We start from the raw sequence: 22,345 nt of genomic DNA, 5'->3' as shown, positions 1-22,345 counted from the left end.
TTACAGACATGAACGTCGCACACTCAGCTACACCCCGTCGTTGGCTGCCAGTCATTGCGTTGGCCGTGATCGCTTTTCCGGTCTACGCCGAACAGGTTTCGATTACCGCCGAGTTCAGGCCCGACTCGTCCTATCCACACCGCAACAAATTCCACAACACCACGCCCTCCAGCGGTTACTGCACTTACGATCCGGCGCAGTGCGAGCAGAACGAAATATTCAGCTTGCAGGTGCCGATCCAGTTCGATTCCCGCACGCCCATTCCGGCCAACCATGCTTCGCCCCGACAAGGCGTGATGTTTCAGGCGCCCACCCAATGGCGGGAGCTGACGGTCTATCACGAAACCACCCGTGAGCCGGAAAAGGTCAGGGTACGCATCGTCGGCGTCGGTTCCCAGGTCGTGACCGATGACGTGATCAAACTGGTCGGCGGTGCTGCTGACTACCGTATCGCTCATAACCTGTTGTGGGGCTCGAGTTGGGTCAACGCTCCGGCACCTTGTCTGTACAGCGGGGTGGGCTGGTACGGCGAGACCACTTACGCGTTTTTCTGGAAAACCCCGTCGAGCAGTGTGTGTGGCAAGCAGGCCAAGTTCGATGTTCCGTGGGTACGCCTGGGGTACCTGGATTTTGCTTATGAGCTGGAAACGCCCAACCCTTTGGGCATGTCTTCGGGGAATTACATCGGCGCGCTGACGTACACCGTCGGGCCGAACGCGGATTTCGATTTTGGCGACGTAATGTTGCCCAATAGTTCTTCTCTGACCTTGAACTTCAATCTGGATGTACAGCACACCCTCAAGGTCGAGATTCCGCCGGGTGGCGAGAAAATCCAGCTGGTGCCAGCCGGTGGCTGGCAAAGCTGGCTGCAGGCCGGGCGGCGTCCGGTCAACCTGTTCCGCGATCAGACTTTCAACATCTCGGCGTCGTCGCGTTTCAAGATGCTAATAGGCTGCGGGCCTGGCGTTAATGGCGAATGCGCACTGGAGGAGTCCGAGAATGGCCGGCGGGTCGAGCTGTTCGTCAGTGTCAGCCTGCCCAATGGCATAACCGACCTTTCCGGCCAACCGGTGCGGCGCGTGCGACTGAGCTCAGGTGCGGGGAATGAGCTGTATTTCAAACCCGGCTTCTATGTGGATCGGGCACCGGGAACCCTGCATTTCGAAGTGCCTGCGCATTCCATGGCAAACATGCTGCGGCCCGGTGAAGGCCGAGGCGGCAGTTACTCCGGTGTTGTCGTGGTGATCTGGGATTCGGATATCTGATGGGCTGTGTATCGGTGAGTCGAGCCAGCACTGTGTTAAACGACCAAGGAAGCAAGGTGATGAAACGTCTGTTGTTATTAATGGGGTTGAGCGGGTTTTCCCTCGGTCTGCAAGCCGGGCCGCAGATCAACGTGGGGGCGGTGTACGACTATCTCGATGGCGACAAAAGCACTTACCTGAAACGGGTGTTCAACAGCGGTGACAGCACCGCATTCGTCAAGGTCAACATCCTCGAAATCGTCTATGAGGCCGACGGTACGTCGCGGGAAATCGAGGTCAGAAACCAGGCGGACATGGCCAGTCGTGATGGCCTCATGGCCAGCCCGGCACGGCTGATCGTACCGGCCAATGGCATGCAGGGGACACGCTTGCTGCTGATGGGCGAGCGTGACACTGAGCGCTATTTCCGTGTGCGGTTCATTCCCGTGGTGCCGGAAAAGGAAGATGAATTCGCAGTCTCCGCCGAAGAGCGTGACGAATACAAAAACAACTTGTCTGCCGGGGTCAACGTCATGACCGGTTTCGGCACGGTGTTCTTTGTGCGCCCGAAAAACAGCCGATTCGACAGCGTGATCGAAGATGCGCCAACGACGTATCGAGTGCGTAACAACGGCAACACCGTGGTGGTGGTCGATGAGTTTCGCAACTGTGCGCTGAAGGACGAAAACACCTGCGAACCGACGACCAAACACCACATCCGCGCAGGCAACAGTTTCGAATTCGACAAGATGCCCGGACGCGAATATCGCTTCAATCTGGTCGAGGGCGACAGCAAAAAGGCTTTGCGCGTCGCCGGCAACTCATCACGGGATGACCTGAGATGATCAAGCAATCGTTCATTGCCTTGTGCACGGGCGTTCTGATGTTGTTCAGTGCTGTTTTATTTGCGGCGCGCGAGGAGCACCGGTTCCAGGTGTCGGTGGATATTCCGACGCTGGATTTTTACGTCATACCGGCCGAGACGGACTGGATTCATCGCGCGCAGATTTTGCCATGGAATGTCGACACGAAGACCTTGGGCGGAGTGCGCAAACACTTCGACGTCAGGCACGACACCAATGCGATCGAGGCCCGGCTGGACAGTGAAGCCTACCTGTCCAATGGCCGCGACGAGCAAAACATCTATTTGCGTGTCAGCTTTGCCGGTTCCGTGCTGACTCATGCGACGCCGCGTCAGGTGCTTTCCGCCGAGCAGGCCAGGGCCGGAGGGCGTTACGTGCTGGATATTCAGCCGATCGTGCCCGCCGGTGGCTACAAGCCGGGAAATTATTACGGCAACGTGCACCTGATATTCAATGCGGCGGCGCCCTGAGTTCGCAGGTCTGTCCGGTTTCAATGAACAGACCCAGGACTTTACGTCGGAATCAAAGTCCGGCGCGCTTCAATGCTTCACGGGTCAAACGTCGCGCGAGCTCCTTTTCGTCATCGCCCAGATCGATCAGTAAACGATCGAATACCGCGTCGCTGATGGGGGCTTCGTCAAAGATCACGGTCGGCGGCACCGGTAATTCGTTGATCAATGCGTTGAGTTGCTCCCGAAGCGTTGCGCGATCGTCGTCGGAGGTGGACTCAACCCATTGGCGCTGGGTTTCGCGCAGGCTTTCAAGCCGCTCATATCTGGTTTGATACAGACGTTTATTGCTTTCGCTGCGCACCGGGTATTTGTCGCTCAGGTATTGCGTCCAGAAATCGAGTTCGAGCATCGCGTTTACCAGGCCGTCACCTTCACCCAGCGCCAGTACGGTGTCATACGCCTGATCAATCATCGCATCCGAGACGCCGGACACCTGTCGGTACAGCATGCCTTCGGACTGCCAGGGCAGACCGAGGCGTTTGGCCAGTCCGGTCTGATACGCCAGGTAGATTTCAACGTCATCGGGGTTGCCGCCACGGCTCGCGACGTCGGCCCGGGCAATCTCGTTGACATGCTCCAGTCGCGCTGCACCTTTTGCCAGTGTCACCAGTTTCAGCTCAAGTTCTGCCGGACCGATGGAGTAGGCATGTGCTTCGAAAGCCAGGACGTTGATGCCCATATGGTTGAACAGCTGCGCTCCGGCATCGGCGCAGTCCACCGGTGCGACCACCATGGTGAACAGTTTTTCCCGCAGACGAGTGTCAACGTGCACGGCGTCGAGCATGCGCCAGACGCGTTGCATCAGTTGATCGCGAACGGCCCCCCCGGCGCGGTAATCGGCAAAGTCCCGGACACTGAGCAAGGTCGCCATGAACGGCTGGGCGGCAGGCTCCTCGACCAGTTCGGCCCAAGGTGTCTCGCGGTTTACGCCCCAGCCTGGAACGTCGCCCCAGTAATCGGCGCCGTAGGTCGAGACGATCGAGGTGTTTTGCGCATGACCAAGCGGTATGAGAGGCTCGGGAGGCAGGGCCATCGAGCGACGGTGTGCCTGATAGCGCAACTGGTTGATTTCCGACAGCCCGGCGACGTCGAGTCGCGTGCGTGCCACCAGCCATTGCGCATCGGATCCCGTCATCACTTCAGGCAACCGGGCGAGCGGATTGCCGCGCAAGTCGAGGAGAAAACCACGCGGGCGGGGCTTGGCCAGCGTTCCTTCGGGCCAGGCGGTCAGCCCGGTATTTCTCAGTGTGATCACCTTGAGGCGAGGCATGCGTGTGAGGTCGGGCGACAGGTGCAATGGGTTGTCGTCCAGTTTCAACACTTCCAGATAAGTCAGGCTGCGCAGACGTGCGACGGCGGCGGGATCCAGGACGATCTGGTTATCGCTCAAGCGAAGACGCTCGAGCCGACGCACCGAAGAACCTATCTGGTCCGGCAAACGTGTCAGTCCACAACCTTTGGCACTGAGCTCGATCAGGTGCGGGAAGTCTTTGAGCAGGCTGGACGGGTCCGTGGCAAACCGTGTGTTGTCGAGTTTCAGTACGGTGACTTTGTCGAGGAATTTCTTTAGCACGGGCCGCTTTGCCCACCAGGTCTGCAGGTCCAGAGGCAGCATTTCCCGCGAGAGGTCGAGGGTGTAAGACGTGGGATCTGCGCGGTTGCCGAGGTCCTCATTCATGCGTTCGAAACAGTCGAGCAGACGCTCATAAATATGCAGCCCGCCATCGTCGCGAAAACTCTGACTCTGCGGCCCCCAGGTCTCCGGTTGCTGGTAACGCCAGCGATGAACGATATTGCGCAGCTCATCGAGATCCTTTGCCTGAGTTTCAATGGCTTTGAGCGGTTCGCCTTGCTCGGTCAGGGCTTCAGCAAATACGTTGACTTCATGCGGGCTGAAATGCGGGTGCAGATCCTCGATGCGCTCCTGCAGGGTGGCGGCATTTTTGGTCAAGCCTGCGCCACGCACCAGAAACAATGTGTCGTATTCAGCCACCGGGCGTATCGGTGGGCTGGCGAGCAGCGTGCGGCGCTCACTCGGCGCCGTGGTCTTGGCGAGAATCCACTGTTTGAAGGGTTCGATCTCGCTCGGCCGGTAACCCAGGACACTGCCGCCGTCCTTGTCGATGGCGTGAAGGATCGATTCATACAGACCACTCGTGTCGTGGATGGGACGATTTTCGCCATCGCGTACTTGATAGCGGTCTGTCGCGAGCCGCACCAGCACTCGAACCTGTCCGGCTGAATCGCTACCGGCGCTGCAGCGTAACTCGCCATCAAAAGCGCCATCACGGATCTCGATCCGCAGGGCTCCGAAGGTGTCGCTGTAGTGGCGCAAGGTCCCGAGAATCAGACGCTCGCTGTCAACGTTGCTCAGCGTTTCGAGTTGCAAGCCCTGGGCGGCCCTGACCGATTGCAGTTCGAATTGCACCTCGCGCGCCAGTGTTCTCAAGCGCAGCGGCAAACGACGCCGCAGGGCAATCTGCTGCAACTCCATCGGCCGCGCCTGGGTAATGACACGTTCTGCAAGGACGGACGTGAGTTGCGGACAATCCACCAACACTTGTCGGGCGGGTAGCGACGGTGCTGGTGCGACCTCATCTGGCGCCATACCCAGGTGTATCAGGGTGTCGAGCAACAAGGGCGGAGGCGGAGTGTTTTCAACATGCATGCGACGCAGCGTGTTCTCTTCGGTGCCGGTAAACAGACGAATCTGTTCCAGTTGCGTATCGCTTGAACCTTCAGTGCCATGGACGACCCGGCGCATCAGTTGCGTAGTGGACCACTGTCGCGGGTTTTCCGTCTCGCAGACCCAGGCGCCACGGGCGTTGTGCACGAGAGCAGGCGAGTAGGCGCGGGGCCGCTGTGGATGGCGAATACGATGCTGGCCGGTAAGCCGATCCTGCTTTACTTCAAACAGATGCTCGTTTAACCGCAACAGCTGTTTGTCGCCGACCGAATGCAACCCTTGTGCATCGGGCGTTACGGTTGTCGGCAGGGCCTGATCGGGCAAGCGATAGGGCGTCAGGTCAGGATTCCACAAGCGCGTCTGGCCGTCCGCCAGTTGCACCGGCTTCATGCCCTCGATGAACGGCGACAACTTGAACCGGGCGACACGACCGAGGGTGGCTCCGGCGGCAAACGCACCCAACTGAACAACGCTTTCGAGTACGCCGATCGCTTGCTCACCCGCCTCGGCAAAGTGTCCTTCAGCCATATCCACCACTCCTTCGAATGCGCCATCAAGCAATTGATAGGTGGTGTAAGCCAGCATCAGTTCGCCCACAAAGGGTACGAACGGTGTTACTACCAGCAATGCTACGTTGAAAATGTCCGAGAGCAGTTTCTCCAGATTGTCCCACCAGGCCCAGCGCGCCATTTGATCGGCGTAGGCGGTCGAAATCGCAATCTCTGCAGCGTCACCAAGGATTTTGTTGAGCTTTTGGCGATACAGATAACCCCATAGATCACCGTTGAAACGAGTCTCGCGATCATCCCGGAACCGCAACAGGCTGAATTGCAGGTTGGGGTTGTCCACCGGTGTATCGCGCCAGCTCGGTGCGTTGGAACCGGGCGGTGCGGGTTGCCATTTAACCCGGCTCAGGCGGTCGTTCAAACGTGAAAAGAAATGCCCACGCTGTTGCTGATCGACGAACTGGCTGAAGAACGTCTGATAGCTTGCCGGCGAGGACTTGTCGCGTAATTGCCGGGTGAGCTCGCTCATGAATTCGAGCGCCGAGGCGTATTGCTTGAACGGATGTTCAGGGTCGTGGGGAACGTAGGCAATTATCGGGACAGGCGCTTTCGCGCTGCCGGCATCAGGGATGATGAGGATAACCCCGGTCAACGTCACGTCCATCAGGGCAAGGTTGTAATAATCGACCGGTTGACCGTTCCATTGCAGGTGGCGGCGGTCATCCAGCATGCCTTTGACAACGTGGTAGGCATCCTCGGTGAGGTCTTTTTTAATCAGCGCCATACGGGCGGCAACATTCATCGCGGACTTTTGGCTGAGCACGACTTTGTGCCGTAGAACCTGCTTTGCAACGCCATCGGACGGCAGTAGAAACGCATGCAAATGCTTTTCGTAGCGAGCGCCGAGATCCAGTTCCCGACACAATGACTTGAACTGTTCGACGGTCAATTTGCGTTTAAGTGGCTTAACGCTGAAACGCCCATTGGCGTCAGGGCGAGTGATGAACTCCGAGTCCTTGCTGAAGACTTCGTCACGGGAAAAATTATGCAGCGCAGCATCCAGCAGAGAGACGGTGCGGCTTTTCGTTCCGGCAGCGAAGTCATGCGTCCACCATGATGTATTCACTGGCGCATACAAGCGCAGCCAGGTGTGCTCGACGTCATCCTCGACAGCAAAGCGCTGCTTAAGCGCCTCCTGTAACAAGGGTTTGGCAAAGGCGTAGACGTCTTGCAGGTTGCTCAGTGCGCTATCGACGCCGTTCTGGCTTTTCCAGGCCAGTTGCAGGTCGTTTTTCAGGCGTTGGTGATCCCGGGTTGAAGCCTCTCGATGCCACGGTGCAAGGGGCGCGCGGATATTTTTCAACTGCTTGATGCGCGCCGCATTACTGCTCAGCAGCCAGGCTGGAAGGGCTTTTTCGATTGTCTCGTAATGAACGCTGGCATCAGCAGGCGCCAGCGTTGATGGTGCGGGCGGTCGCCCAGGCAAGGGAATGAGGGGCATTGAGGTGATCGTCCTTGATCAGAATGGGACAATCAGACTAGGCAACAACACTCGCCTGAAAAAGCGCAAAAAACCGCTCGTTACGCTAATGAAATGGATTTCTTGCTTCGAAAATCAGGGTGCAAAAAATACAATGTTATCGCCACGCCAGAAGCGCTCTGTGCATCAACGCGCTGCGGTGACCTCCGGCGTCTGGCACATCGTGTGCGTGCCCGGTTGCAAGTAAGGTGACAGGATCGGCGCCATACCCTTGAGCACCTGCACCGGCAGTGCCGAGGTAAATTTGAAGTTTTCCGCCGAGCGCCCAGGCACGAAGGCGGTCAGTGTGCCGAAATGGTTGTTGCCGATGTAGAACACAAAGGTCGCCGTGCGGTTGATTGATTTCGAGCTGAGGATGCGTCCGCCGGAGCCGATGGCTTCGATGCGGTTGTCGCCGGTTCCGGTTTTGCCGCCCATGACCAGTGGCGTGCCGTCGGCGGTTTTGAAACTGCCGGAAACACGTTTCGCCGTCCCCGAGTCCACCACTTGCGAGAGCGCCTCGCGCATGGCCGTGGCGACTTCCGATGGCATCACTCGTTTGCCCACGTGGGGGTCATTGGTCACGCGTGTTTCGTACGGAGTGTCGGCGGCAAAATGCAGGCTGTCGATACGCAGCGTCGGCATGCGCACGCCATCGTTGAGGATGGTGCCAATCAGTTCGGCCAATGCCGCAGGGCGATCGCCAGAGCTACCGATCGCAGTCGCCAGCGATGGTACGAGATGGTCGAACGGATAACCGACTTTCTGCCAGCGCTGGTGAATCTCGAGGAACGCTTCGATTTCGAGCATGGTGCGGATGCGACTGTCACGGGCGCCCTTGTGCTTGCTCTTGAATAGCCAGCTGTAGACTTCCTGACGCTCGAACTGACTGGCCTTGACGATCTGGCTGAACGTCGCGTCGGGGTTGTGCAGCAAGTAGCCCATCAACCACAGGTCGAGTGGGTGGACCTTGGCGATGAAGCCTTGATCGGGCAGGTCGTAGGTACCGGGGCCATAGGAATCGTAAAGGCGGATCAGGCGATCGTCGGTGAGTTTTTCTGTCAGCTTGGCGCCTTTGAGGTGTGCGCGCACGAAGGTGTTGAAGTCTTCCTGAGTGGCATCCGGCAACAGATAACGGTGTACCGCAGCCATGCGGATCGGCGTTGGACGCATGCTGTCGAGGAACGTATCAAGCCGCGCCTGAGTGTCCTTGTTTTTGTATTTCTTCCAGAATTTGAGCAGGAACGAGGTGCCTTCGCGGTCGGCGAAATTGGCCAGGTATTCCTGACGGCGCGGGTCGCGATCATCCTTGAGCAATTCGGCGCTGCTGTTGGGGCCGGAGTAGGTGACGTAGCGCACCACATCGCGCATCAGGCGAATGAACGGCAGGTTGATCGATTCCCGTAGAGCATCGCGCAACGTCGGTATGCGACCGTTGTCTTCCTTGCGAAAGTTGTGGAACACATGCAGACCGCCACCGGTGAAAAACGCCTCGCCGGGGCTGGCGGAGTATTTGCGATCGAGCGCTGCGCCGAGCATTTTCGACAGGTCGCGATCCTTGTTCTGCATCAGGTATTCGATGACCCACTGGCTCAGGCGATCCTGATCGGGGACTTCGACTTTCTTCAGTTCCGGCACTGACATGCCGGCGTATTTGTCGTGCAGTTCGGAGATGATTTGCAGGTACGTGGTCAGCACCCGCATCTTCGCCGTAGAGCCGAGTTCCAGCTTGCTGCCTTCGTTGATGTCGAACGGCTGATCTGTACTGTCGGTCTGGACGCGCACCCGCGAGCCGTCCGGAGTCAGTTCGAACAGTGTGAAGCTATAGCGCACCTGAGTGGTGCTGGTCGGGGTCAGCAGACGCTCGCCCATCAAGCCGATCTGCGCGGCGAAGGCCGGGTCGGCGAGTTTTTTCAGGTACTCGGTGGCCTGGGTTTGCAGGTCGCCTTGCAAGGTACTGGTGGCCGACAGATCGAGGCGATCAAGGTCGTACAGCGGACGGTTGAGCATGGTCGCCAGACGACTGCGGGCGACGCTGATGCCCTTGTTGGTTTCGATTGGCTGAATCGTCGGCTGGGTCTGCCAGTCTCGGTAGGTGACTTTGCTGGCCAGGGCGGCATCGGCCAGGGTGCTGTCGATCACAGCGTTCTGTTTGAGCAGGCGCAAGTGGCTGTCGGTGAGGTCGGCGAGCTCTTCGCGGCCCTTGGTCAGGTAATGCGACGGACGACGTTGGGCGATCATCAGCGAGAGCATTTCACGCAGGGCCAGGCCTTTGTCGGCCATGGTCTTCGGATCGGTGGCCGGGCTGTTCAGTTGCTCGTTGGCCTTATTGAAATCGCTGCCGTACCAGACCCGCAAGCCTTCGGCCATGCCGTGCACTTCACCATGCCCCGGCACCGCCGACAGAGGCACGCTGTTGAGGTAATCGCGAACGATGTTCTGCCGTGCACCAAGAGTTTCCGGGCCGGGCTGATAGGCGCGCACGCTGGCGGAAATCATCTGGCGGATCTTCTCCGCGCCGGACACCGTCAGGCCGTCCGGTGAGTGGCGGTATTTTTCCAGTTGCGTCGCCAGCGTACTGCCGCCGGCCGATTGACCGGGCAGGTGCAGCAATTTCGCCACCTGTGACCACGCGGCCATGCCGAAACGCGGCCAATCCACCGCCGGGTTGGCGCGGGGCTGTTTGGGGTCGAGCAGGAAGCGGTTTTCAATGAACAACAGACTGCTGACCACCACCGGCGGAATGGCCGCGAAGCTGGAATACAGTTGTTGCGGATAGTTGTACTTGTACAGCGGTGCAGCGCGGCAATCGGTGATGGTCAGGCCGGCCTGGATTTTTTCCGAATACGGTACGAACAGACCTTTGTCTGTGTAGCTGAGCAGGGCCGGGGAGAAACGCGTTTGCTCGGTGATCACGTAATTGCGCTTGAGCAGGCGCGGCAGGAATTCATCGAGAGAGCTGTAACCCAGGCGCAAATCAAACGGGCCGTTGCCGGGGTAGTGAATCGCTTCACTCGGGCCTGATTCCAGCTTGTAGGTGAGCGATGACGCGTATTTGCTGACTTCGGCAGACTGGAAGCGCGAGGTGCGCATTTCCTTGGACGCAGCCAGTCCTACCACGATCGCAATAATCAGCAGCAACAACCAGAAAGCCTTCCAGCCATGCCGGGAACGGCGTGGTTTTTCGGGGACAGGCGCTTGATCCACACGTTCAGTCGGAACCACGGTTTTACTCGAATCGGTTTGCCACAAAGCGCCCATAGTCGACTGATCCATTACGCAGATTGATCGGACTTGTCTGAAGCTTAGACGGTGGTTGGCGATGGTGAAAAAATTGTGAAGGGTTGAGGGTGGGGAAGTACTGAACAAATCTGGAAGTGGGGCCGATGGCATTGAGGTTTAGAAATTTTGTGGCGAGGGGATTTATCCCCGTTGGGTTGCGAAGCAACCCCAAGGCCAGTCACTGCAGTTTGTCTGATACACCGCGTTGACTGGGTTACGACTGCTGCGCAGCCGAGCGGGGATAAATCCCCTCGCCACAAGCGGGGGGTTATAGCCGCAAGCATCCCAGAGCGGGTAATCACCTACGTTTTCAACCAAGCCCGCCCGCAGCGGATTGGCCACGATATACCGAGCAAAAGGCAGCAAGTCCTCATCATCACGAATTGCACGGTCGTGAAAACCGCTTTGCCACAATGGGCCTTGGCGTCCGGTCTTGTGATTGAGGGCCTGAGTACAGCGGGCCTTTATTCCGCCAATGACGTCAGCAAGCGTGCCGCTTTGCAGCTGTACCAGCCGGTGGAAATGATCCGGCATCACCACCCACGCGATGGATTCAACTTTGCCTTGGTCATGCGCCTTGCGAAGTTCTGCCACCAGTAATCGGCCTGTTTGCCAGTCTGCAAAAACCGGTTGGCGCTGGTGAATCACTGAGGTGATGAAGTAGGCGCGGCCGGGTTCGGAGAATCGGCCTTGGCGCAGGCGATGAGAGTTGGGTTGGACGGTCATATTGCTTCCTTGCATTGATTGATCACGCATCAAGACTAGTGCCAGGTCGTCCGACTCGGATCTGCAATGCTGAAGGAAGTTTCTGAAATGAGTGAGGGACCTGTGGCGAGGGGATTTATCCCCGTTGGGCCGCGAAGCAGCCCCAAATCCAGACACCTCAATCCTTCTGTAAGAATGCATTTGCAGGTTTTGCGACTGCTGCGCAGCCGAACGGGGATAAATCCCCTCGCCACAGGAAATCCACTTACTTGTGAATGGGTAGAGGCCTGGAAATGACCGGGTTAGAGCTATCCAGCCGTAAATACTGCCAAGTCAGGGGCATGACGGTGCACCAATGCTGTGCAATACTCGGCGCCTTTTTCGGCGGCGAAAATTCCTACAAAACGCAGGGAATGCCTCTCCGCAAACCGGGCTTTTGCCGAGAGTTGTCGCTGAATGTTGTGGTTTATAGAGTGAAAACTCCTGCCCAAGGCTTTTTATACTGCACGCCCCGCTGATCTTGCAGGTTTTGTCCTACAAGACGCGTTTGCCCACGAGGCAGGCGCGGTTTCACGGCAGCCAAGGCTTATCGGCCGACGCTTCGATACTCGGTGGTCATATCCAATAACAAGACGAGGTTGCACCCCCATGCCAGTCGGCAATCACCTGCCTCACGGCGAAACCGCTCAGGGCGGTCCGCTCAAACGCGAACTCGGCGAACGGCATATTCGCCTGATGGCGCTCGGCGCCTGTATCGGTGTCGGTCTGTTTCTAGGTTCGGCCAAGGCCATCGAAATGGCCGGGCCGGCGATCATGATTTCCTACATTCTTGGCGGTCTGGCGATCCTGGTGATCATGCGCGCCCTCGGCGAGATGGCCGTACACAATCCGGTCGCCGGCTCGTTCAGCCGCTACGCACAAGATTACCTCGGCCCGTTGGCGGGCTTTCTTACCGGCTGGAACTACTGGTTCCTGTGGCTGGTGACCTGCGTCGCGGAAATCACCGCAGTGGCGGTGTACATGGGCATCTGGTTCCCCGATGTGCCGCGCTGGATCTGGGCCCTCGCGGCGCTGGTCAGCATGGGCTCGATCAACCTGATCGCGGTGAAAGCCTTCGGTGAGTTCGAATTCTGGTTCGCTCTGATCAAGATCGTCACCATCATCGCCATGGTCATCGGTGGCGTCGGCATCATCGCCTTCGGTTTCGGCAACGACGGCGTGGCGCTGGGGATTTCCAATCTGTGGGCCCACGGCGGCTTCATGCCCAACGGCGTGCAGGGTGTGCTGATGTCGCTGCAGATGGTCATGTTCGCCTACCTCGGTGTCGAGATGATCGGCCTGACTGCCGGCGAAGCGAAGAACCCGCAGAAAACCATTCCCAACGCGATCGGCTCGGTGTTCTGGCGCATTCTGCTGTTCTATGTCGGCGCGCTGTTCGTGATTCTGTCGATCTATCCGTGGAACGAAATCGGCACTCAAGGCAGCCCGTTCGTGATGACTTTCGAGCGTCTGGGCATCAAGACCGCTGCCGGTATCATCAACTTCGTGGTGATCACCGCCGCGCTGTCGTCGTGCAACGGCGGCATTTTCAGCACCGGGCGCATGCTTTACAGCCTCGCGCAAAACGGTCAGGCGCCGGCCGGTTTTGCCAAGACCTCGAACAACGGTGTGCCGCGTCGTGCGCTACTGCTGTCGATCGCCGCGTTGCTGCTGGGCGTTCTGCTCAACTATCTGGTGCCGGAAAAAGTCTTCGTCTGGGTCACCTCGATTGCAACGTTCGGCGCGATCTGGACCTGGGTGATGATCCTGCTGGCACAACTGAAATTCCGCAAAGGCCTGAGCGCCAGCGAACGTGCCGGCCTCCAATACAAGATGTGGCTGTACCCGGTCAGTTCGTACTTTGCGCTGGCATTTCTGGTACTGGTGGTCGGCCTGATGGCGTACTTCCCGGACACCCGTGTGGCGCTGTATGTGGGGCCTGCGTTCCTGGTCCTGCTGACGGTGTTGTTCTACGCGTTCAAGCTGCAACCGACCAACGTTGCGCACGGTGCGACGGGTTCGGCTTCCTGATCCATAACGCCTGAAAAGCAAAAGATCGCAACCAGCGGCAGCTCCTACAGGGAATCGCATCCCAATGCAGGAGCTGCCGCAGGCTGCGATCTTTTGACATTTACCACCGGTCTGAAAGACCGATACAAAACAATTTCTCAGGTTCAAATCGGTATCACTTCGCGCAGCAGTGAACAGAGGCGCACCGATGAGGATCAGCGATTTTGTCGTGCGCGAACTCGGCCGGCGTCAGGTGCTGCTGTTCTTTCTGCTCGCGACCGCGCTTTACGTCCTGCCGCTGATCCTTGCCGACTTCGCCTATATCGACGACAACTGGCGCGCCCTCGCGGCGGGTAATGCCTGGGCCGGACAGGGTCGTCTGTTCGCCGACTGGTTGTATCAACTGCTGACATTCACCGGCGCCGCGCCCAACATCTTTCCCCTGCCGTTATTGCTCGCCACCGTGGCCATCAGCCTGGCGCTGACACGCCTGACGTTTCACTACTTCCGTGAACCGACCCTGGCCGCTTGTCTGGTGCCGTTGCCGCTCTGGTACAACCCTTTTCTGCTGCAGAACCTCTCCTATCAGTACGACGGCCCGAACATGGCCCTGAGTCTGGTGGCGATGATCTACGCCATCACCTTTGTCGGTGCCTCTCGGGTGCAGCGCTGGCTGGTGCCGGCAGCGTTGATTGCACTGGCCGTCGGGCTGTATCAGATCAGCCTTAATGTATTTCTCGGTTTGTGTTGTGTGGAGTTGCTCAGGGCTGTGCAACAACGAACTCCCTGTGCTGACGTCTGGCGAATGCTCGCTGGAAAAGTGGCGCAACTGACCCTCGGCGTTATGATCTATGGCATCACCGCATACCCGTTCATGACCCATCAACGGCAAGCCGATTTGCTCGATTGGAGCGCGCACCCTCTGCTGCAGATCGCGATCAACCTGGGGCGAATACTGGAAAAACTCGCGCTGTTGTTTCACGGAGGCTACAGCTGGATATTCGCGGCGCTGATGCTGTGCGCACTGGTCGGTCTGGTCGGCGTGGCACGGCAAGCACAAGCATGGCGACATGTGCTTTCAGCTTCCGCGTGTCTGGCGTTGATCGCACTGTTGGTACCCGGCATCACGCTGCTGTTCCGCGATTTCAACGAAGGCGCGCGGACGCTGATGGGCTTCGGCGTCCTGCTGGTTGTGCTGTTCTACCTGGCCAATTTTGCATTGGCGCAACATCACCGCCGATTGCCTTTGCTGCTGATCATCCCGCTGCTGGCAACGCTAGCGCTTTCCTTCGCCTACGGCCGAGTGTTGACGCAGCAGAAAACCTTCGCGACGGCAGCCCTGTACAGCCTGGGGCACGATATCGGCGGTGATCGTGAGTTGCGCGAGGCCAAGCGTATTTACCTGTCGATCAATTACTCCGATCGCTGGCTGGCGAGTGCCGAGGGCTCGTTCAGGCAATTGCCGGTTTTGCGTTACCTGCTGAACGTCGACTACTACATGCTCGCGGAAAACCTGCCCTCTGTCGGCATCACCAACGTGGTCGCCGAACGCGAGCGACGCAACGCCACCCATGTCGGTTACTTGGGGTATCCAGCGCGAGTAGAGAGCCTGTACTACCGCATTTATCTGATCGGCGATTACGCCTTCATCGTCATGAAAGAACCGCCGCATGGCAGGTTGTTGCAGTGGTGAAGGACGACGACCGCTCATCGTTTTCAGCCGCGCACCTGTAATTTATGACAGTAGACCGACCTTGCGTCATGCCCTAGCGTGACCCTTCGTCAAATACGGCGATGGCAAGGAACCGCGATGAAAGGATTCTCTGCGTTGACGGTGATCGGAATTGCCGATGGACTGATCCATTGGCAGCTGTTTTTTGTCCTGTGCACTGCCGTCGGGCTGACGCAGGCGGCGAGCAATTTTGCGGCGTTTTGCGTGGCGGCAGCCTTCTCTTTCTACGTGAACATGCTCTACACCTTCGAAAGCCGGACATCGGTGTTCGGCTATCTGCTGTTCATCCTGTTGATGGGCGGGTTGAGCTTCAGCATTGGCGCGATCGCCGATGCCTGGGACTTGCCGGGGTTGATGACCGTGGCAGTGTTCACCCTGATCAATCTGCTGCTGGGGTACGGCTTCTTCAGGTTTGTACTGTTTCGCGGGCAAAAAGGATGAAGCCCTGGACGACGGCTGCGACTTTAAATCGATCGCTGGCGCCAGAGCAGGTTGATCGACTCGCTCTCGCAGCTGTTTTGCTCATTGCGCTATTCGTGCGGTTCTACGCCATTGCAGTGCCGGCAATCTGGTACGACGAAGCCTACAGCCTGTTGCTCGCACGCGAAGCACCCGCCCGAATCTGGGCGTTGACGGCGTTGGATGTACATCCGCCGCTCTACTACGTGCTACTGCATTACTGGATATTGTTGTGGGGCGATCGCCGTTTGCGGTTAGAGCCTTGAGTGCACTGGCCGATGTCGGCACGTTGCTGCTGAGTATCAAGTTGATGAGCCTGATCTCCACACGCAGAGCGACGTGGATCGCTGCTGTGCTGTTGGCTTTTTTGCCAATCTCGGTGCGTTATAGCCAGGAAGCCAGGATGTATACCTTGGTCGGGTTCTGGCTGATGGCGGCGACCGTGGTGTTGGTGTGCTGGATCAGAGCCCCGGAGCAAAAACGCTTTTCGCTTATTTACGTGTTGCTGATGGTTGCTGCGTTTTATACCCATTACTTCGCAGGACTGTGCGTGCTGGTGCACTGGTTGTTCTGGTGGCAGAGCCGGTCCTCCAACACTGCCGTTGCGATCCCGTGGGGGCATTGGACAGTCGCCAACCTTGCCATCGTGTTCTGGTATCTGCCCTGGATCCCGCCGCTCATCGAACAGCTTTCCATCACCAATAATTTGCAATGGATCCAGCCTGTCACGCTGCAAGATGGCTTGGCGCTGGTATGGCAATTCATCGTTCTGGGAGATTCGCGTCGCTCCCTTTGGCAGGTGATGCCGTTTGCGCTGATGCTGCTGTGTGCGGCAACAATCATTAGGAAACCGAGCGGCGAGCGTCGATTCAGTGTGTTGCTGGTCAGCTATTTTTTTGTCCCGGTGATCGCTCTTTATCTGATCAGCCTGGTTCTTCCATTGTTTGTGCCTCGGTACCTGGTTTTTTCGGCACCCGCGCTGGCGATGATGATTGCCGCAGCGTTGGATACCGGGGGGACACGGCGGGCGTTCCTGGCGATGATAGCGCTGATGCTTGTCGTAGCTGCGCAGTTGCATGGGCTGACAATGGTCTATCGGCAAACCGATGGATTGAATGGAACGGGCGCGCGCCAAAACACTGGACTGGCTTCATTGGTGGCGCAGTTGAATCAGAAAGCCCGTCCGGGGGACGAGATCATTATCGCCAGTGTGTTCTGGTTCTTGCCTTTCGCTTATTACAACACCACAGGCATTGAGCCAAAATACGAGATCCGCTCATCGATGGATGAGTTCTTGAGACTTACAAGTCGGGGAGCCTTGAGCCTGATCAATGATCCTGCCAAGAGCGCCTACATCGACGGCGTGACGGCGCTGGATTGTCGTAGCCAGAGGGTGTGGTGGGTAACCGATAAGTCTTTGTCGCAAGCCCGACCGCTATTTGCAAAGGACCGTGCTCCTTCGTTTGTATTCAACGGCGGGAATGTTTTCGCGTATCTGTTCAGTTCAGACGCAGTGCTGGCCCCAGGGGAGGCCAGCACGTCAGTTGCTTCTATGCCGTCACCAGATCATTCGGCTCAAAACTGTCCGCCCGCGCCATCTGCCACATCCGCGAATAGAACTCGCCATTCACCTCGCCAGTGAGCAACTCACCGGGTTTGAGGAACACATGCAGCTGCGAGAACAGTTTGATCTCGGTCGCCGACATGCGTCGCACCAGGTGCTTGGCCGACAGTTGCGATGGATGTTCAAGGCCTGCGGCGGCGAGCATTTCCGCCAGCGCCTTGAGGGTGCTGCGATGGAAGTTGAAGACGCGTTGCGCCTTGTCCGGCACGACCAGGGCACGTTGGCGCAAGGCGTCCTGGGTGGCGACGCCGGTCGGGCATTTGTTGGTGTGGCAAGACTGCGACTGAATGCAGCCGATGGCGAACATGAAACCGCGCGCGGAGTTGGCCCAGTCGGCGCCGATGGCCAGCACGCTGGCGATGTCGAAGGCGCTGACGATCTTGCCGCTGGCGCCGAGTTTGATCTTGTCGCGCAGGTTCAGGCCGACCAGAGTGTTATGCACGAACAGCAGGCCTTCGCGCATCGGTACACCGATGTGGTCGGTGAACTCCACCGGAGCGGCGCCGGTGCCGCCTTCCTTGCCGTCGACGACAATGAAGTCCGGAAGGATGCCGGTTTCCAGCATGGCTTTGGCGATGCCCATGAACTCCCACGGATGGCCGAGGCAGAACTTGAAACCCACCGGTTTGCCGCCGGACAGTTCGCGCAGTTGCTGGATGAAATGCATCATCTCGATCGGCGTGGAAAACGCGCTGTGACGTGAGGGCGACACGCAGTCTTCGCCCATCATGATGCCGCGTGTTTCAGCGATTTCTTTGGTGACTTTGTGCTTGGGCAGGATGCCGCCGTGGCCGGGTTTGGCGCCTTGGCTCATCTTGATTTCGATCATCCGCACTTGTGGATCCTGCGCCTGGGTGGCGAAGCGTTCCGGGTCGAAACGGCCGTCGCTGCTACGGCAACCGAAGTAACCGCTGCCCAGTTCCCAGGTCAGGTCGCCACCGTGTTCGCGATGATACGGGCTGATGCTGCCTTCGCCAGTGTCGTGGGCGAAGTTGCCGAGTTTCGCCCCCTGATTGAGTGCGCGAATGGCGTTGGCGCTGAGCGAGCCGAAGCTCATCGCCGAGATATTGAACAGCGATGCCGAGTACGGCTGTGTGCATTGCGGGCCGCCGACGGTGACGCGGAAACTGTTCGGATCGCTCAGCGGCGCCGGGCGCATCGAGTGACCGATGAATTCGAAACCGGCCTGGTAGACATCGATCAGCGTGCCAAACGGTTTGTCGGCGCTTTCGTTTTTCGCGCGCGAATAGACCAGCGAGCGCTGGGCGCGGGAGAAGGGCAGGGCGTCGCTGTCGGATTCGAGCAGGTACTGGCGAATTTCCGGGCGGATGCCTTCGACCAGGTAGCGGATGTTGCCGAGGATCGGGTAGTTGCGTCGCACTGCGTGCGGGCTCTGCATCAGGTCGAATACGCCGAGCAGGCTCAGCACACCGGTAACGGCGGTGATCGGCCAGAGCCAGTCATGTTCGAGGAAAGGCAGGCTGGCGAGGGTGAAAATCACGCAGACGGCAAAGAAGGCGTAGCGGCTCAGGAGTGACAGGCTCATACGGTTTCCTTGGTTCGGACTCAATGGATTGCAAACCTATTGGATGGGCCTTTGTGGCGAGGGTATTTATCCCCGTTGGGTTGCGAAGCAGCCCCAAAACCATCACGGCGATTCAACTGAAAGACCGCATGCACAGGTTTTACGACTGCTGCGCAGCCGGACGGGGATAAATCCCCTCGCCACAGGGAGATTCATCGACACAGGAAAGCGTGTCAGGCGTTTTGTGCCTGAAGAAAAATCGAAAACAGCTCGGACTGGGATTTGATCCCCAGCTTGCTGTACATGTGTTTCTTATGGACTTTCACGGTTTCTACGGAGATTTCCAGCTTACGGGCGATCTCTTTACTGGAGCAACCGCTGAGCATCAAACGCCCGACGTCCAGTTCCCGGGCGGTCAGTTGCGCGCCCTTGAGTTGCTGCACCGACGCTTCCAGTTGCACGCGCCAGTCTGGCTGCGCAGGTGTGGCGGCGAGCGCTACGGTTTCGTTGATTTCATAGGGTAGCCGCTGGCGTAACAGGCCGAGCACCCACGGCTGAATCAACGACAGCAGGGCAATCTGCTCAGCGCTGAAACGCTTTTCGCTGCCCAGTGACAGGCACAACGTGCGCTCACCTTCGAGCTGGCAATTGAACTGGATTTCGTCGGCCACCACATTCAGACGAAAGTATCGCTGGTAATACTCGGTCAGCTCGAAATGCTCCGGGGCAACCTCCGACAGGCGATACAAACCGGTGCGCGATTGCTCGCGGCAGGCAATGTAAAACGGGTCGAGCAGATACAAACCACGCAGATAATCCTGAAACAACTGGTCAGGACTGCCATCTTCACCGGGGCATTCGGCAAAGACTTGCGGGTGCTGATCGGCACTGAACAGCAACGCTACCCAGCTATCGAACGGCACGTACTGATCCAGCAGGCGCACCAGTTGCGCCCAGAAATTTGGCTTGTCGAGCGCGTCGATCAGTTGCCCGACGGCGCGGTGCCAAGTGATGTCGTCAAACGAGAGTGTCATGCAACTACCCCTATCGGGTTACCCCGGCCGCGTGATTCCCTGGCCGGCTGCTTGCTGCGCATACTGGCCCACAGACAGCCACCGGGCAATCTTTCAGCGCCCGACGCTCATAACAAGGAACTCCCATGAAAGTCGAACTCGCCCAACTGGCGGGCCGTGACAATGGCACGGCATACAACCTCGAACGCGCGCTGACGGCGATTGCCGCGTGTGCTGCCGACACACAATTGCTGGTGTTCCCGGAAACCCACCTGATGGGCTTCCCGAGCGCCGAGACTGTCGCGCAAACCGCCGAGCCAGTCGATGGGCCGACCGTCAGTGCGGTGCTGGCGGCCGCTCGCGAGCGCAACATTGCGGTGGTGATCGGCATGGCCGAGAACGACAACGGGCGCTTCTTCAACACCACGTTATTGATCACGCCTGAAGGCATCGCCCTGAAATACCGCAAGACGCATCTGTGGGCGTCGGATCGCGGTGTGTTCGAGGCCGGCGACCGTTACGCCACCTGCGAGTGGAACGGGGTGCGCGTCGGCCTGTTGATCTGCTACGACATCGAGTTCCCGGAAACCGCGCGTGCCCTGGCGCAACTGGGTGTCGAGTTGCTGATCGTGACCAACGGCAACATGGACCCGTACGGCCCGACGCACCGCACCGCGATCATGGCCCGCGCCCAGGAAAACCAGGCGTTTGCGCTGATGGTCAACCGCGTGGAAGCAGGCGATGACGGCTTGATGTTTGCCGGTGGCAGTGCGCTGGTGGATCCGCTCGGTTCGCTGCTGTTTGAAGCCGGACGTGAGCAAGGACAGTTCAGCGTCGAGCTGGATTTCACTCAGCTGGCCATTGCGCGCAAGGATTACCGTTATCTCGATGACCAGCGATTGAAGTTGCCGGGGCAGGTGGTGGAGCGCGGCGATGGTGTTCGCGAATTGTTGATTCCACACCGTTAACTGCCGCCCTCACCCTAACCCTCTCCCAGGGGGAGAGGGGACTGACCGAGTTGATTGTTCGAGGTACGCCGACCTGAAATACCGAGTCGAACTGAGGATTTGAAAGCGCAAATTCAAGGCCGAACCCAGGATTTGAAAACCCATGGAGATCTGCTCCCTTTCCCCCTCTACCCCTTGGGGGCGGTCCGACGTTTCGGGAGGGCTGGGGTGAGGGGGAGAAGATTTCAAGTCGAACAAAAAACTCAAGCAACACCAGAACAACAAAACAAACCCGAAACATTCGCCGAACTCGGCTCTGCCATAAATCCAATAAAATTCGGAGTAAGTCGCTCATGGCTCGTTTGCAACGCACCCTGTCATTAGGGTCGGTGGTGCTGTTCGGCATCGCCTACATGACGCCGATCATTGTCCTCGGCACCTTCGGCATTCTTGCGCAATCCACCGCTGGCATGGTGCCGGCCGCTTACCTGGCGGCACTGGTGGCAATGTTCTTTACCGCCATGAGCTACGGGCGCATGGCGGCCGCGTTCCCGGTCGCCGGCTCGGCTTACAGCTACGTGCGCAAGGCGATCAGCCCGAAACTCGGCTTCATCGCCGGTTGGGCGGTGCTGCTCGACTACCTGTTTCTGCCCATGGCGATCTGGCTGATCGGCGCTGCTTACCTGGCTTCGGCGTTCCCCTCGATTCCACAATGGATTTGGGTGCTGGCGTTCATCGGCATCACCAGCGCGATCAACATCGTCGGCCTGAAACTGGCCAACGGCATCAACGCCCTGTTGATGCTGGTGCAGTTCCTCGTACTGATCGCGTTCGTCGCGCTCTGCGTGCACTACATCGGCGGCGATGCGAGCACACCGCTGTGGTCGATCAAGCCGTTCTTCAACGGTGACATGCAAATGCCACTGATCATGAGCGGCGCGGCGATTGCCTGTTATTCATTCCTCGGTTTTGACGCGGTCAGCACGCTGACGGAAGAAACCCGCGATCCGCGCCGCACCATTCCCCGGGCAATCATGTTGATCACCTTGATCGGCGGATTGATCTTCGTCGGCGTGTCGTATTTTGTGCAGATCGCGCATCCGTCGTTCCAGTTCGACAGTGTCGACTCGGCGGCTTACGAGATTGCCCGCAACATCGGCGGTGATCTGTTCGTGTCGATTTTCCTCGTCGGTCTGATCGTCGGCCAATTCGCCTCCGGTCTGTCCGCCCAGGCCAGCGGTTCACGGCTGTTGTTCGCCATGGGCCGCGACGGGGTGTTACCGAAGTCGTTTTTCGGCACCCTGCACGCGCGTTTCGGCACGCCGGTCAACAGCATCCTGCTCTGCGCGGTGGTGGCGCTATTGGCGCTGAAACTCGATGTGACGACTTCTACTTCATTCATCAATTTCGGCGCGTTCCTCGCGTTCAGCCTGGTCAACCTGTCGGTGATCTTCCATTACTGGATCGCTGGCGAGAAAAAGGGCCCGCGTGAGCTGGTGCTGTTTTTGATCTTTCCGTTCATCGGTCTGGTCGCGGATTTGTGGCTGATGGTCAGCCTCGATCATCTGGCGGTCTATCTGGGGCTAAGCTGGCTGGCCATCGGCGTGGTGTATCTGGCGGTACTCACCGGCGGTTTCCGTCGCCAGCCGCCGGAAATGGATTTCCAGGAAGCGACCTGA

The 22,345-nt window shown here is 58.5% G+C and carries 14 protein-coding genes and 1 pseudogene; 10 read left to right on the top strand and 5 right to left on the bottom strand.

Going from position 1 to position 22,345, the window contains the following annotated elements:
- The first annotated feature begins 8 nt into the window (after nt 1–8).
- Genes ACIPZE_RS10610 through ACIPZE_RS10600 form a run of 3 tightly spaced genes read left to right on the top strand, consistent with a single transcriptional unit; the run spans nt 9 to nt 2,577 of the window.
- Nucleotides 9–1,265, top strand: a complete 1,257-nt coding sequence (locus ACIPZE_RS10610; RefSeq protein ID WP_400772767.1) for a hypothetical protein — start codon at nt 9–11, stop codon at nt 1,263–1,265.
- Between the two features lie 59 nt (nt 1,266–1,324).
- Nucleotides 1,325–2,089: a molecular chaperone gene (locus tag ACIPZE_RS10605; RefSeq protein ID WP_400772765.1), complete on the top strand. Its 765-nt coding sequence runs from the start codon at nt 1,325–1,327 to the stop codon at nt 2,087–2,089.
- A complete protein-coding gene (locus tag ACIPZE_RS10600) occupies nt 2,086–2,577 on the top strand; it encodes a CS1 type fimbrial major subunit (protein WP_400772763.1) in 492 nt (163 codons plus the stop codon). The genes ACIPZE_RS10605 and ACIPZE_RS10600 overlap by 4 nt, the downstream gene beginning before the upstream one ends.
- Before the next feature lie 52 nt (nt 2,578–2,629).
- On the opposite strand, the gene ACIPZE_RS10595 is transcribed toward ACIPZE_RS10600, so the two are convergent.
- From ACIPZE_RS10595 to ACIPZE_RS10585, 3 genes and pseudogenes are all read right to left on the bottom strand, one after another.
- Nucleotides 2,630–7,312, bottom strand: coding sequence for a dermonecrotic toxin domain-containing protein (locus tag ACIPZE_RS10595; RefSeq protein WP_400772762.1), 4,683 nt, complete (start codon nt 7,310–7,312; stop codon nt 2,630–2,632).
- A gap of 165 nt (nt 7,313–7,477) precedes the next feature.
- Nucleotides 7,478–10,591, bottom strand: coding sequence for a transglycosylase domain-containing protein (locus ACIPZE_RS10590; protein WP_400772761.1), 3,114 nt, complete (start codon nt 10,589–10,591; stop codon nt 7,478–7,480).
- A gap of 297 nt (nt 10,592–10,888) precedes the next feature.
- Nucleotides 10,889–11,338 (bottom strand): annotated as a pseudogene (locus ACIPZE_RS10585) (REP-associated tyrosine transposase); the annotation flags it as partial.
- Nucleotides 11,339–11,965: 627 nt separating this feature from the next.
- Here ACIPZE_RS10585 and ACIPZE_RS10580 point away from each other — a divergent pair.
- The 5 genes from ACIPZE_RS10580 to ACIPZE_RS10560 all read left to right on the top strand — a co-directional run bounded on the left by ACIPZE_RS10580 (nt 11,966) and on the right by ACIPZE_RS10560 (nt 17,199).
- Nucleotides 11,966–13,387, top strand: a complete 1,422-nt coding sequence (locus tag ACIPZE_RS10580) for an amino acid permease (protein WP_400772759.1) — start codon at nt 11,966–11,968, stop codon at nt 13,385–13,387.
- Between the two features lie 187 nt (nt 13,388–13,574).
- Nucleotides 13,575–15,059, top strand: coding sequence for a glucosyltransferase domain-containing protein (locus ACIPZE_RS10575; protein ID WP_400772757.1), 1,485 nt, complete (start codon nt 13,575–13,577; stop codon nt 15,057–15,059).
- Nucleotides 15,060–15,176: 117 nt separating this feature from the next.
- Nucleotides 15,177–15,539 (top strand): GtrA family protein, encoded by a 363-nt coding sequence (locus ACIPZE_RS10570; protein ID WP_283439336.1) that lies wholly within the window; start codon nt 15,177–15,179, stop codon nt 15,537–15,539.
- A gap of 95 nt (nt 15,540–15,634) precedes the next feature.
- Nucleotides 15,635–15,823 carry a hypothetical protein gene (locus ACIPZE_RS10565; protein WP_400772755.1) on the top strand — a complete coding sequence of 63 codons (189 nt, stop codon included), beginning with the start codon at nt 15,635–15,637 and terminating at the stop codon, nt 15,821–15,823.
- The gene (locus ACIPZE_RS10560; protein WP_400772754.1) at nt 15,820–17,199 is read left to right on the top strand and encodes a hypothetical protein; all 1,380 of its coding nucleotides are present in this window, start codon (nt 15,820–15,822) and stop codon (nt 17,197–17,199) included. Before ACIPZE_RS10565 ends, ACIPZE_RS10560 begins: the two co-directional genes overlap by 4 nt.
- Here the strand turns inward: ACIPZE_RS10560 and ACIPZE_RS10555 are convergent.
- On the bottom strand, nt 17,108–18,727 hold the full coding sequence (locus tag ACIPZE_RS10555) for an FMN-binding glutamate synthase family protein (protein WP_283439334.1): 1,620 nt from the start codon (nt 18,725–18,727) through the stop codon (nt 17,108–17,110). The genes ACIPZE_RS10560 and ACIPZE_RS10555 overlap by 92 nt on opposite strands.
- A 212-nt stretch (nt 18,728–18,939) precedes the next feature.
- Complete coding sequence (locus ACIPZE_RS10550) at nt 18,940–19,740, bottom strand: LuxR C-terminal-related transcriptional regulator (protein WP_129395346.1); 801 nt, start codon at nt 19,738–19,740, stop codon at nt 18,940–18,942.
- A gap of 125 nt (nt 19,741–19,865) precedes the next feature.
- Here ACIPZE_RS10550 and ACIPZE_RS10545 point away from each other — a divergent pair, with 125 nt between their 5' ends.
- Together ACIPZE_RS10545 and ACIPZE_RS10540 are read left to right on the top strand one after the other, a co-directional pair.
- Nucleotides 19,866–20,687 (top strand): carbon-nitrogen hydrolase family protein, encoded by an 822-nt coding sequence (locus tag ACIPZE_RS10545; protein WP_283439333.1) that lies wholly within the window; start codon nt 19,866–19,868, stop codon nt 20,685–20,687.
- Nucleotides 20,688–21,019: 332 nt separating this feature from the next.
- Nucleotides 21,020–22,345 (top strand): APC family permease, encoded by a 1,326-nt coding sequence (locus ACIPZE_RS10540; RefSeq protein ID WP_283439332.1) that lies wholly within the window; start codon nt 21,020–21,022, stop codon nt 22,343–22,345.

Origin of the sequence: Pseudomonas sp. NPDC089741 (assembly GCF_044748825.1) — a bacterium.
GTDB classification, from domain to species: Bacteria; Pseudomonadota; Gammaproteobacteria; order Pseudomonadales; family Pseudomonadaceae; genus Aquipseudomonas; species Aquipseudomonas helmanticensis.
The sequence above is the reverse complement of the archived record's forward strand: the minus strand, read 5'-3'. Positions and strand labels throughout refer to the sequence as shown.